Raw genomic sequence first — 12988 nt, 5'->3', positions numbered from 1 at the left:
CTTTCGGTATATTCCTTTTCTTTTTTCAGCTCGGTACGCCCATGTCGTCCCTGACACCCCTGAACCAACTGATTACCCGCTTCCAGGAGCAGACGCCGATCCGCGCCAGCTCCCTGATCATCACGCTGTACGGGGACGCCATCGAACCCCACGGCGGCACGGTGTGGCTGGGCAGCCTGATTCAATTGCTCGAGCCCGTCGGCATCAATGAACGGCTGATCCGCACCTCGATTTTTCGCCTGACCAAGGAAGGTTGGCTGACCGCTGAAAAGGTCGGCCGTCGCAGTTACTACAGCCTGACCGGCACCGGTCGCCGGCGGTTCGACAAGGCCTTCAAGCGGGTCTACAGCTCCACCGTTCCGGCGTGGGACGGCTCGTGGTGCCTGGTGATGTTGACGCAGTTGACCCAGGACAAGCGCAAACAAGTGCGCGAAGAACTGGAATGGCAAGGTTTTGGTGCGATCTCGCCGGCCGTGCTGGCCTGCCCGCGCAGTGACCGCGCCGACGTCAATGCGACCCTGCTCGACCTCGGGGCCCAGGAAGACACCATCGTTTTTGAAACCACCGCGCAGGACGTACTGGCCTCCAAGGCCCTGCGCCTGCAGGTGCGCGAGAGCTGGAACATCGAGGAACTGGCGGCCCATTACAGCGAGTTCATCCAGCTGTTCCGGCCGCTCTGGCAAGCGCTTCGCGAGCAGGAAAACCTGCAACCGTCGGACTGCTTCCTGGCACGTGTCCTGCTTATTCATGAGTACCGCAAGCTGCTGCTGCGCGACCCGCAATTGCCCGACGAACTGTTGCCCGGCGATTGGGAGGGGCGTGCTGCCCGGCAGTTGTGCCGCAATATTTACCGGCTGATCTACGCCAAGGCCGAGGAATGGTTGAACAGCGCACTGGAGACCGCCGATGGTCCGTTGCCGGACGTGGGCGAAAGCTTCTATCGACGTTTTGGCGGGCTGAAGTAACCCGCGGGTGATCAGGAAGATTCACCGTTCAGGAGAACCTTTGGATTGGCGTAGATAATAAAAACAAGCCTGCGTGAGGCCCGACATGATTTCTTCAATTGCACAGCGCCGTGATGGTTTCGATCAGTGGATTCATCAGATCAACCAGATCTGTGGCGCCTTCAACGCGCAACCTCTGGGCGAGGGGTTTGCCGGTCAGATCCGCGAGCACCGGGACGGCGCCCTGAAGCTCAGTTTTGTCGATGCGCGCCAGGCTCGGCTGTACCGCACGCCCCAGGAAGTGGCGGCGGGCGAGGGTGGCAAGTACTTCGCGGTGTTTCAGCTCGACGGTACGGCTGGCATGGCCCAGGGTGACAACAAGGTGTTGTTGTCGGCGGGCGACATTACGCTGATCGATGCCTCGCGCCCCAGCGACTTCACCTACAGCGAAAATTCCCGGCAGTTGTCGCTGATCCTGCCGTCGCAACTGGTCGAGCAAACGTTGCGCTTCAATCAGGTCAAGTGCGGTCACCGCATCGCCGCGACATCACCCATCGCCATGCTCTCGCACCGGCTGATTCTGGATGCCACGCATCAGCAATGCCTGAGCCGGGCGGAAAGCGAAGCAACGCTGGAGGCGGTTGTCAGCCTGCTGCGTCCGGCGATCAGCCACAGCGAAGACTCCACGGATGTGCATGAGCGCACCTTCCGCAAGACGTTGGGCTTTATTGATGAGCACATCCGCTCGGAAGAGTTGTGCCCGGAATGGCTGGCGCGGGAGGTCGGCATGTCGACGCGCGGGCTGTACCGGATGTTCGCCAGGAAGGGCCTGGTGGTGGCGCGGTACATCAAGAATCGGCGGCTGGATTTGTGCGCCGAATCCCTGCGCCAGACGCGCACCGAGCTGAAGTTGTCGGCGCTGGGGTATTCGTGGGGGTTTTCGGATTCGAGCTACTTCTCCACCGCGTTCAAATCACGCTTCGGCATTTCGCCGGGCGAGTACCGCAAAAAGCACGCCTCAACACGTTGAAGAAACACTGAACCCCTGTGGGAGCGGGCTTGCTCGCGAACGCGGTGTTCCAGCAACAAAGATGTCGACTGACACACCGCGTTCGCGAGCAAGCCCGCTCCCACAGGGTTGTGTGTTGTGGCGTGAAACGTTAAAGGTTGAGCAACTGACTGAACGCCTCCAGCTCACCTTTCTCCACGTCGGAAACCAGCACGAAACGCATGTGGCTGGCTTGCCACGACACCACGTTAAACCCACGAATCGTCTGGCTTTGCCGTGCCTTGTCGGCCTCCGTTGTCGGCAGGATAAACACATTGATGATGTGCTTGGCCCGCCCATAGGTCAGCGCCGCCGTGGTCTGGTGTTGCAGATAATCCAGGCGCCCGCCCAGCAACGGAAACCCTTGCGCTGCGAAATCGAATACCGGCGGCGAGAAGTCGAGTTTGCCGGTGAACCAGGGCTTGACCGTATGCCGGTCGGACGACACCACATCGTTCAAATGTTCACCCATCAGCGAACGTACGTGGCTGGAGACTGCCTCCTCCATCAAGGGTTGTTCGCTGCCCGGCGTGGCCACATAGAGCACGAGTGCCAAGGCCAGCGCCGCTGCGGAAAACGCCGGTGCCAACCCGTTTCGCCAGCGCCCGAGGGCCCGCTTTGGCGGCGCAGCAGCGGCGAACACACTGGCGGTCAACGCAGCCGGCGCCGCGTAATACGTCGCCTGGCGCTTCACACTGACCGTCAGCAACTTCAGTTGATCATGCAACCGCGCACATTCGCCGCACGTGGCCAGATGCCCGGCCACAGTCGCTGTCGTTGGCGGGTCAAGCTCCTTGTCCAGGTAGCCATGCAGCAGTGTCTGGCAAACCGTGCAGTCGAGTTCATTCATGATCGTGCAACTTCAATAGTTCGAGCTTGAGCAGGGCGCGCGCCCGGGCCAGCCTCGACATGACGGTGCCAATGGGGATGTCGACCACCAGGGCGATGTCCTTGTAGGGCATGTCTTCGAGTTCCTTGAGAATAATCACCTCGCGAAACACCGGCGGCAGAGCGCACAACGCTTGCTGGATCAGTGCCGCGTTTTCCGTGTGAATGGCCAGCAGCTCCGGGGTCTGGCTGTGGCTCAGCGCTGCGTCTGCTGCCGAGAGTTCGTCATCGATCGCCACCCAATGGCGCCCGGCAGAGGCCTTGAGCCAGGTGTAGCTTTCGTTGCGCACGATGGTCAGGAACCAGGCCTTGGGGTTGCCGTCGGCGAAACGCTGCAAAAACCTGAACGCGCGCAGGGCACTTTCCTGCACGACATCGCGCGCGGCGCTGTCGTTGCCGGTGAGCCAGCGCGCGAGGTTGTAGGCCGCGTCCATGTGGGGCGCAATCAGCTCCTCAAATCGCTTCATAGTGGTTTCCGCACCGTCCCACCCCTATAACCGTGTTACGCGGTGTTTTATTCCCGGGGAAAAATTTATTTTTCGACACGGAATAAAGACTCGTCCGACAAGGTTGTACCTCGTGTCAGCTACATCACTGTAGTTCGCCAGCGAGGACATACCGATGGACATTCAATCAAAACATCAGCGGCGCACCGACGGCCCGCTCGATCCCGACCGTCGTACGCTGCTGAAGTGCTCGGCATGGGCCGGGGTGGGGGTGATCTGGGCCCTGAGCGGTGGCATTCCCCGGGCCTTTGCCCTGGACGACGCCGGCAACGTCGCCGACCCCAAGGCGCTGGACAGCACCTTCCACTTCGTGCAGATCAGCGATTCGCATATCGGCTTCAACAAGGAAGCCAATCCGGAGCCGGTCAAGACCTTGCAGGTGGCAATCGACAGGGTCGTCGCACTGCCGAAACGGCCGTCGCTGATCCTGCACACCGGCGACATCACCCACCTGTCCAAGCCCGAGGAGTTCGACACCGCCGCGCAACTGCTCAAGGGCCTGCCGTCTACCGTGCATTACGTGCCGGGTGAACACGATGTACTCGACGAGGGCGCTGGAAAACTCTACCTCGAACGCTACGGCAAGGGCACCAAAGGCAATGGCTGGTACAGCTTCGATGACCACGGCGTGCATTTCATTGCCTTGGTGAATGTCTTCGACTTCCAGGCCGGCCATGAAGCAACCCTCGGCGCCGATCAGTTGGCGTGGCTGGCGGATGACTTGCGCGCGGTCTCGACCAGCACACCTATCGTGCTGTTCACCCATATCCCGTTGTGGACGATTTACCAGCCGTGGGGCTGGGGCACCGAGGATGGCGACCAGGCGATCGCGATGCTGCGCAAATACGGTTCGGTGACGGTGTTGAACGGACACATTCACCAGGTTATCCAGAAGGTCGAAGGCAATATCACCTTCCACACGGCTCGGGGCACGGCTTATCCACAACCCGCACCGGGGACTGCGCCGGCACCGGGGCCGATGACCGTGGCGGCCGATCAGTTGCGCAATTATCTGGGGCTCACCGATGTGCGCGCGACCCAGGGTGATCATCCGCTGGCGTTGATTGATTCGACGCTGGTCTAGGGGAGGCGGCTTTGATGAACATGCGATTGTTAGCCGTGATGGGCCTGATGCTGTCGACGCCGGCGTGGGCGCAGGACGTGAAAATCGACATCAAGGAATTCATGTTCGGGCCCAAGGATTTGACCGTTGCCGTGGGCACCAGAGTGACGTGGGTGAACGACGATCAGATCCCCCACACGGTGGCGGAAACCCACAAAGCATTTCGCTCCGGAGCGCTGGATACGAATGACAGTTTTTCCTGGGTGTTCGACACACCGGGGGAGTACGAGTATTTCTGTGCACTGCATCCGCAGATGATCGGAAAGATTGTGGTGAGCCAATGAAACACCCCTCGTGAAAGCGGTGGGCCAGACGCTGCAGATCACCTGTAGGAGCGAGCCTGCTCGCGATGGCGGTAAGTCAGAAACATCGATGGCACTGACCCACCGCCATCGCCATCGCCGGCAGCCCGCTTCCACAGGGTTGCGCGGGTTTATTCAGGGTGATTCAGCGTCGGCGTCTCATCAAAGAAATTCCACGGTTTCAGCAACACATGCACCCACTCGGTCGGCATGATCGGCCATTCCTCGGCCCGGGCGATGTGGGTGGTGCCGGTGGTCAGCCAGACCACGTCGTCGCTGTTCTCGATCGACTGGTTGTCATGGGTGAACTGCCCCAGCCCCGAGTCCTTGTCCGAGCGGTTCGGGTATTTGCCTTCCGGGTACTTTTCCTCCGGGTTATAGCGCGTCACCCACAGTTGCTTGTCCATGAAGCTCAGGCGGTGATAGAGCCATTCGTCCTTGGCGAAATTGGCACCCTTGGCCACCGGGTGCGTGCCGCCGGCATACGGGATCAACTGATAGGAAACCGGATTGCCGACTTTGTTTTCCTTGCCGAAATTGGTCAGCAGGCGAACGGTCGACGGGTCGAATTTCTGCGCGGCCTGCTGCTCGGTGCCGACCACCCTGTTTTCGGTCTGCATGGTGCTGGTGCGAGGCCCGCCGCGGTCGTTCGGCAGCACCACCGGGTTCACTTCCACCAGTGAGTTGTTCTCGCCGTCCACGTCCAGGTCGAGGCGGAAGTTGTAGATGTGCTGGTGGGTCGTGCCGACGATGTTGTGGTCCAGCAACGTGCCGTAGCGCGTGTCTTCCTTGGCCGTGGCCTCGTGCATGGTTTTCGATTTCACCCCCTTGACCGCTTCGATGCCTGTGGCGCCGGCGTCGATGCCGAGGGTGCCGTTCTGCTGGAAGACCCAGTCGAAGATGTAGTCGTAGTTGCCGACGGTGCTGATCCAGCGCACCACCAGTTCACGCCGTTGGGTGCTGAGGTTGGGCTGGCCCATTTCCTGGTGTTTGTATTCCGGGCCGGCGTAGCGCTCGAACACCGCCATCGCCCGCGGAATCGAGGTCGGTGCGCCGGTGTAGGCGGCGAGGGTGGCGTCCAGCAGCACGGCGTTTTCCGGCGCGTCCTTGCCGCGGGCGATCGGCGAAGTCAGGGTGCCCATGCCGTAGTCGCCCGAGTCGAGGTAGGCCTTGAAATACCAGCCGCCGTCCGGATCGCCGTACGGAACGATCATGCCGCCCAGCGAGCCCTCGTACATGATTTTGCGTTTCTTGCCCTTATCGTCATAGGTGACGGTGGACAGGATCGGCCCTACCCGCGAGTCGAGGCGAAGGTGGAAATCCCAGTTCTGCCAATGAATGCTGTTGCCGGTGATGGTGTAGTTCTTGCCTTCCGGCTCGATGATTTCCAGCGGCTTGACCGACGTGCCTTTACGCCCGCGCCCGTCGTACGGCGTCGGCTTCATCGGCACCGGAATGAGCGCGTCGTCTTCGATCTTGATCAGTTTCTTCTGTTCCAGGTCGACAATTGCCACCAGGCCCTCGATCGGGTGCGCCCAGTAGTTGCCGTCGCCGGTGTTCAGGTAGCTGACGATCTTCAGCAGACGCTTGTCCTGCGCGAGACCGTCCTTGCCGTCGAAATAGCCCACCGTCAGCGGCGTGGCCACGACCTTTTTCACGTCGGTGATCCCGCGCTTGGCCAGGGCTTGGGCGTAGTCGGGGCTGGCTTCGATGGCCGACTGCACCGTGGCGAAATCATCCAGCAGGACCATGCCGTGGGCGCCTTCGACCGGTTTCCACGACTTGAGGGTCTTGCTGTCGAGGTCGACCAGGCTTTCGATCACATGCTTGCCGTCGAGCACGACGATATTCGCCTGGCGCGGCTGGGCAACGCTCTGCCCGGTGTAGACGAAATTCCACACCTGTTCTTTCGGGGGTTCGTTGACTGACACTTCGGTGAAGCGGAAACCGGGTTTGTAATGCTCGGACTGCTTGACGATGTTGACGGCCGTGTTGATTTCGTCGGCGCTCAGCGGATTGAGCGGGTTGGGGCGGGTCTCGACCACGAAGGTCTTGTCCAGGCCGGACTGGAACACCTGGTTGATGAAGTCCTTGGACATGTAGGCGGTCTTGCCCTTGAACACCACCGGAACGGTCAGTTCCATGCGCTTGCCGTTGAGCATCGCGACTTTGCTGCCGGGTTTGACCTTGAGGTACACGCCGTCCTTGGCAATCACGAACAGGTCGGCGTAGTCGTCCCATTTGACCGTGGCGCCGAATTCTTCAAGGCCCGCTTGCAGCGGCACCATTTCGGCGTGACCACCGTGGGCCTCGGCATTGCCCGCCCAGTAAGGCAGACCCAACGTGCTCAGGGTGATCGCCAGCGCGAGCCGGGCGAGGGGTTTTCTTTTCAGTGAGGCTAAGGAGCTGAACATTGTGAATTCCTGGACGAAAGCCGATGACTGGCATTACCGCACTTTGCTACAGCCGATGGATGGCTACTTTGGGATTGCTGCCAGAATCCTTTGGCTCTGTGCCTAAATCAACTGTTCCTGCTGATCTGCTGTGGGGTTTCAAAAAAATGGCGCCGTAACGAAGACGACGGACCACGCCGGCTCCAAGTTCGCCAATGATTTTATTTACTCAGCTCTGATCCCGTTGGAGGTTTTCATAAGATCGAGCCTGAGGCGAAGCACTGGAGGTATTACTACAAAGGGGAGCACCCATTCATCCGTTATCCGTTGCCCGGCGCACCGGTCCGCAGTGGCAGGTTTTTAGGGTTATTTGTCCTAGCATCCGTTGTACTTGAGCTACTAGCATGCTGATCGATTCTCGGCCTGCCGTTAGCACAAAACATCTACGTATGATCGGCAAGGGCCAGTAACCTGCTATTTGTGCAGCGCGGACTTGCGGTAACAGGATTTGCACTTTTATGCCTAATAGCTCAACAAAAAGGACGACGAGCGTCTTCCGCGCTATCCGTCTTCAGCCGCTTGAAAACCTATTGTCAGGGTTGATGGGACTCATCGTTGCCTGCGGGATTTTTCTCGGCAGTACTTATCTTGATTACGCGACGACACCGTTCTACATCGCCTTACTGCTCATGTCGGTCAATCTACTGTCTATCAACGGGGTGATCGCCGTACTGCTATTGAGCATGCTGGCACTCGCGGCGGTTTTCCTGAATCAGGGTGGGTTTGGTCATTGGGAATCAGCCGTGCAGTTCCTGCGCGACTTGTCCTTGCTTGCGGCGATCGTTGTATTAGCGCTACGCAGCAAGCGGATCGCCGACAACCTACGGCACAAGGAAGTTTACATGAGCGGTGCACAGCGCTTGAGTCAGACGGGTTGTTTTGGCTTTTGCGCAGATTTGGGAAAGATCGGCTGGTCGGAACAGTCGGCACAAATATTCGAGTATCCGCCGAGCACACCTCCCACGGCGTCCATGATTTTGGCGCGTACCCATCCCGAGGATGTGCCGGAAGTGCTGGCCGGTTTCGAAAAAGCAGCACGCCATGAAGCGATTATCGAGGTCAGCCATCGCCTGCTGATGCCCGATGGCCGGGTTAAACACTTACGCATGATCGCCACCCCGCTCTTCAATTGGGGCAGGCGCTTCGAATACCTGGGTGCACTGATGGACGTCACCGCCATCAAACAGGCCGAGGCAGCGTTAAACCAGGCGCAGGTTCAACTGGCTCACGTTACTCGCGTCACCTCCTTAGGTGAGCTCGCTGCGTCTATAGCCCACGAAGTGAATCAGCCGCTGGCGGCGATAACAAGTAGCGGCGAAGCCGGCCTCAATTGGCTAAGCCGGCCGGTGCCCGACCTGTTCGAGGCGCGCAAGGCATTCGAACGGATCATTGCAAGTTCCAACCGGGCCACCGAGACCACGCTCCGAGTTAGGTCCCTTTCACGCAAAACCGATCCACTGCGTCGCAACGAATCGTTTAACGACATCATCAACGAAACCCTCCTTTTGGTCAGGCACGAACTTGCCCACCATGGGATCCGACCTCAGATTGAACTGACGGCCTTCGAGGTTCCGATCAGTGCCGACCGCGTGCAATTGCAGCAAGTGATCATCAACCTGATTATCAACGCGTGCCAAGCCATGGACGATGTCAATGCATCCGACCGGAAGTTGCTGATTCGCAGTTGGGTTAATGATCACGAAGTGGGTCTGGAGGTGGCCGACAAGGGCAGGGGAATTCCTGTACATGTCCTGTCAAAACTGTTCACGCCGTTCTTTACAACCAAAGAAACAGGTCTGGGGATGGGCTTGTGCATATGCCGCTCGATCATTGACTCCCACCAAGGGCGGATCTGGGCCTCGAGCGAGGAGGGGCAGGGTAGTTCGTTCCAGTTTGCCCTACCGCTACTGATACCTTACGGACCGGGGTACGCATCGGCCATCTGACACCGGTGCCTTTCGGCAACTGACTACATGAAGATTGTGCAATCGTTGGTTTTCCAAGTGGAAACAACCGGAGTTTTACTCATCCGTTTCGATACAGCGTCCTTGCCATCGCTACAGCAGAGTAGTGCTAACACCTTGGTATAAGTCCCTAATACTTAGTCGTGCTCAAACTGACCCAATACAGTAGTGCTGGATACGAACTCGTGGAATAGCATGTGTTTTCGGGCACCGTTAACGTGTCAATGTCTTTGGTTTGATTTTAGTAGTTATCAGGTAATATCTCTCGATAGCAACAATCTGGAAGAGTCAATGTCCGTTATTAAACGCTGCGAGAAATATATGCTGTCGTACGCCGTCGCCTGGCCGGCTGCCATTGCTGTTGGCAGCATGATTACTATGACCAATGCGTACCTCGACCTGGATGTGGCATCGACATTGTTCTACATCACGTTAGTGTTGATGTCGTCGAACTTCCTCCCGCCCCCGGCCTTTCTCTCCGTCGCTGTCAGCAATGTGGTTATTTTGAGTAACGGTTTAATTACAGATGGAGGTTACCTTGACTACAAGCTTATCGCTGGGCTCGTGTGCAGTCTGATTGGCTTGCTGATCATTATCCTCTTGGTCTGGCGTAACAAAAAAGCGACCTCCTTGTGGCGGCGTAAAGAAGCATTGTTTTTGGCTGCGCAAAAGCTCAGTCATACCGGCAGCGTCGGCATAATCATTGGTCACGAAATAAGCCTGTCATGGTCAGAAGAGTCTTCGCGCATCTTCGAATACCCATCAGACGTTACGCCGACGCTTGATCTGGTCAGAGCGCGCACTTACCCAGATGATCTTTCCATTATCGATAGTGTTCTGGAGCAGGCGATAAGCCGCCAAGGCCTTATCGAAGTTGAACACCGACTGGTCATGCCGGACGGACGCGTCAAGCATGTGCAGATGGTCGCCAGCCCGATGTTGAAAGACGGCGGACATATTGAATACTTCGGCGCATTGATGGACGTGACCGCCTCCAGACAATCAGAGGAAGCGCTGTTTCACTCGCAGGCAAAGCTCGCACATATGACGCGACTGACTTCCATGGGGGAGTTGGCCGCGTCGATAGCCCATGAAATCAACCAACCTCTGGCGGCATTGATCACCAGTGGGGAGTGTTGTAAGCGTTGGATCAACCGTCCTGAACCTGATCTGGAAGAAGCAGGGAAATCGGTGGATCGCATTATTCAAAACTCAGTCAGGATTTCCGACGTCATCACCTGCATCAGGGCGCTATCGCGTCAGAGCGAGTTGCAGCGCACGGTGGAACTATTCGAAGCCATCGTGAGCGACTCACTGGCACTCATGCAACATGATATTTCTTACCATGAGGTTCGCTCGCACTGCCACCTGGGCGCCCCCAGCGTATTCATCAGCGGCGACCGGATTCAACTGCAGCAAGTCATCATCAACTTGATCATTAACGCCTGTCAGGCCATGGCCGGCGTACATGATCGGGCCAGAATACTGCGCATCCACACATCGGTTAACGACAGTGAAGTCGTGCTTGAAGTTGCTGATTCTGGCAGCGGCATTTCCAAAGACATTCTCCCCTCGTTATTCGACCCGTTCTTTACGACCAAACCCACCGGACTTGGAATCGGGCTTTCGATCTGTCGTTCAATCATTGAATTTCACGGCGGGCGCATCTGGGTCAACAGTAAGGTGGGGCGTGGTACCCAGTTTATGGTTGCGCTTCCGCTGGCGCCCCTGAAAGAAAATTAATGAGCCTCATTTATATCCGAGTTGCTATGAATCACCTGGAGATCAACCATTGGCCATAAAAGATACGCCCCCTCACCTTGAACAGATCAACCCTTTGCGAACGCAACCTCGCACAGTCATTTTCGTGGCTTATCCGCAAATGGGCCTTCTGGATCTGACGGGTGCCCAAACCGTGTTCTGGGCGGCGACTCGAATGCTCAGCCAGCTTGAGCTGCCTGGCTATAACCTGCACACAGTGAGCCTGATTGGAGGGGCGGTCCGTACCGGGGAGGGCCTTGTCGTACAAACCCAAGGTCTGGATGAAATAGCCCTTGATCCTATAGATACGTTGATTGTCCCGGGCTCTCCACACATTCGGCAGGCTTTAGTCGACAACATAGCGCTGATCGACTGGTTGCGAGCGTTTTCAACCACCGCAGATCGCACTACATCGATATGCAGTGGCGCGTTTTTCCTGGCCAGCGCCGGGTTACTTGATGGCCTGCGTGTAGCGACTCACTGGACGATGGCCGATTACTTCGAGCAACTGTTCCCGCATGTCCAACTTGATCGTGAGGCTATTTTCGTTCAGCAAAAATCAATATGGACTGCCGCTGGAGTCAGCGCAGGGATCGATCTGGCCCTCGCACTGGTTGAAGCCGATAATGGCCGGGAAGTAGCGATGCAGGTCGCCCGTCACTTGTTGCTGTACTACCGGCGCCCGGACAACCAGGAGCTATGGAGCCCACTGCTGAAATCGCAATATTCGTCCGGCGTATGAGCTGAAGTCCTTGCGCGGCTAACCGTTTATACCTAGGTATAGAGGCCCTGACCCCATGTGCTAGTTCGCTGTCTGAAGGTAGGAGTGTTATCGAAGTTGTCTGGGCGTAGGCTGGACACATCAGATGAATAAACTTATCGCGCCGAAGCGCCACCCTGAGACGGTTGTCATGAACGCATTGCACAAGATGTACATGGTCAGTCATCCACTACGTATTAGTAGTTACGGCGCGCACACCTCTTTATCCAGTGCCGAGCGCGTAGACATCATCGATACATTGACTCAAACGCTGGGTATTGCCTTGGGCATCCTTGCGCAACTTAAACGCGGCCAGCAGCACCTGCGCAATGTCAGCTTTCTGCCTTTGCACCATCTGTTTCGCAAGCTTGTGCAAACCAATATCGAGTATGCCGAATTTTTAGCGAGCAGTATTACTGACTTAGGTGGCTACACCGAGGTCGCTACCCTGTACAGTTTGAATGACCATTGCGAGTCAAACTGTTTCGCTGATTGCCTGCTGAACATTCATCAGCGGGCGCACCGACTGCAGGACTCTGTCACGTTGCTTAGCAACTACCACGAACACGCTGTGGCTAACAAAGACAGCGCGAGCAATCGCTATTTTGAAAAATGCATTCATCACAGCACTCGTTTCCTGGCGTTAATCAAAGGCGACCTTGGCGACCGTGATGCTGGGTAAATGCTGCCTGTTGTTTGAAACACGGAAATAATAACAAAGCTTGAGCAACTTCACTCAAGTGGCGAGGCGCTCCTGACGGCGCAAAACCATAAAGATACCCATTCTATATTATCGAGCGCGTATCTTGCAGGATTGGCAAGCACTACGGCCACCCGCAAAGATCAGGTCTCGCATGTCCAATTCAGCAATTATTTCAGTCGTCGATGATGATGAATTTGTTCTTACAGCATTGGACAGTTTGCTCCGCTCTTACGGCTATACAGTGCATACCTACACCGGCGCGTTGGCTTTTCTTGAGTCGTATGGTCCAGAACAGACTGACTGTCTTATTTCAGATATTCAGATGCCTGGAATGTGCGGGGTGAAAATGTATGAGGCGCTTGCAACTATGGGTATCCATATCCCTACAATTTTTATTACCGGGATGCTTGGGCCACCACCGCAATTTAGTGCCAACGTCAGAAAGCCCGAAGCTTATTTTTCCAAGCCGTTCAGCGCAGACGCATTATTGGCGTGCATAGAAAAGATTTTGAAACGTAGCCGTTGATGTTGACAAA

The 12988-nt window shown here is 57.0% G+C and carries 12 protein-coding genes; 9 read left to right on the top strand and 3 right to left on the bottom strand.

All coding sequences use genetic code 11. The features are described 5' to 3' along the window. Positions 1 to 41: 41 nt before the first annotated feature. Both paaX and feaR read left to right on the top strand, forming a co-directional pair. A complete protein-coding gene (gene paaX / locus NTD84_RS03620) occupies positions 42 to 965 on the top strand; it encodes a phenylacetic acid degradation operon negative regulatory protein PaaX (protein WP_262163633.1) in 924 nt (307 codons plus the stop codon). Between the two features lie 85 nt (positions 966 to 1050). Next, on the top strand, positions 1051 to 1974 hold the full coding sequence (feaR, locus tag NTD84_RS03615; RefSeq protein WP_262163632.1) for a transcriptional regulator FeaR: 924 nt from the start codon (positions 1051 to 1053) through the stop codon (positions 1972 to 1974). A gap of 130 nt (positions 1975 to 2104) precedes the next feature. On the opposite strand, the gene NTD84_RS03610 is transcribed toward feaR, so the two are convergent. Continuing rightward, positions 2105 to 2842, bottom strand: coding sequence for an anti-sigma factor family protein (locus NTD84_RS03610; RefSeq protein WP_262163631.1), 738 nt, complete (start codon positions 2840 to 2842; stop codon positions 2105 to 2107). Further along, on the bottom strand, positions 2835 to 3347 hold the full coding sequence (locus tag NTD84_RS03605; protein WP_262163630.1) for a sigma-70 family RNA polymerase sigma factor: 513 nt from the start codon (positions 3345 to 3347) through the stop codon (positions 2835 to 2837). The genes NTD84_RS03610 and NTD84_RS03605 overlap by 8 nt, the downstream gene beginning before the upstream one ends. A 154-nt stretch (positions 3348 to 3501) precedes the next feature. On the opposite strand from NTD84_RS03605, the gene NTD84_RS03600 reads away from it, so the two are divergent. Then, positions 3502 to 4470: a metallophosphoesterase family protein gene (locus tag NTD84_RS03600; RefSeq protein ID WP_262163629.1), complete on the top strand. Its 969-nt coding sequence runs from the start codon at positions 3502 to 3504 to the stop codon at positions 4468 to 4470. 14 nt (positions 4471 to 4484) lie between these two features. Further along, positions 4485 to 4793, top strand: coding sequence for a cupredoxin family copper-binding protein (locus tag NTD84_RS03595; protein ID WP_262163628.1), 309 nt, complete (start codon positions 4485 to 4487; stop codon positions 4791 to 4793). Positions 4794 to 4942: 149 nt separating this feature from the next. Here NTD84_RS03595 and tynA read toward each other — a convergent pair whose 3' ends face one another. Further along, positions 4943 to 7225, bottom strand: coding sequence for a primary-amine oxidase (tynA, locus tag NTD84_RS03590; RefSeq protein WP_262163627.1), 2283 nt, complete (start codon positions 7223 to 7225; stop codon positions 4943 to 4945). 497 nt (positions 7226 to 7722) lie between these two features. Here tynA and NTD84_RS03585 point away from each other — a divergent pair, with 497 nt between their 5' ends. From NTD84_RS03585 to NTD84_RS03565, 5 genes are all read left to right on the top strand, one after another. Beyond that, positions 7723 to 9210 (top strand): sensor histidine kinase, encoded by a 1488-nt coding sequence (locus NTD84_RS03585; protein WP_262163626.1) that lies wholly within the window; start codon positions 7723 to 7725, stop codon positions 9208 to 9210. 309 nt (positions 9211 to 9519) lie between these two features. Continuing rightward, positions 9520 to 10971, top strand: coding sequence for a sensor histidine kinase (locus NTD84_RS03580; protein WP_262163624.1), 1452 nt, complete (start codon positions 9520 to 9522; stop codon positions 10969 to 10971). 49 nt (positions 10972 to 11020) lie between these two features. Continuing rightward, on the top strand, positions 11021 to 11731 hold the full coding sequence (locus tag NTD84_RS03575) for an AraC family transcriptional regulator (protein ID WP_262163623.1): 711 nt from the start codon (positions 11021 to 11023) through the stop codon (positions 11729 to 11731). A 124-nt stretch (positions 11732 to 11855) separates the two neighbouring features. Then, on the top strand, positions 11856 to 12431 hold the full coding sequence (locus tag NTD84_RS03570; protein ID WP_262163622.1) for a ferritin-like domain-containing protein: 576 nt from the start codon (positions 11856 to 11858) through the stop codon (positions 12429 to 12431). A gap of 172 nt (positions 12432 to 12603) precedes the next feature. Further along, positions 12604 to 12978, top strand: coding sequence for a response regulator transcription factor (locus tag NTD84_RS03565; protein ID WP_262163621.1), 375 nt, complete (start codon positions 12604 to 12606; stop codon positions 12976 to 12978). Positions 12979 to 12988 lie beyond the last annotated feature (10 nt).

The sequence above is a fragment of the Pseudomonas sp. 14P_8.1_Bac3 genome (assembly GCF_025466085.1).
GTDB lineage: Bacteria > Pseudomonadota > Gammaproteobacteria > Pseudomonadales > Pseudomonadaceae > Aquipseudomonas.
The sequence above is the reverse complement of the archived record's forward strand: the minus strand, read 5'-3'. Positions and strand labels throughout refer to the sequence as shown.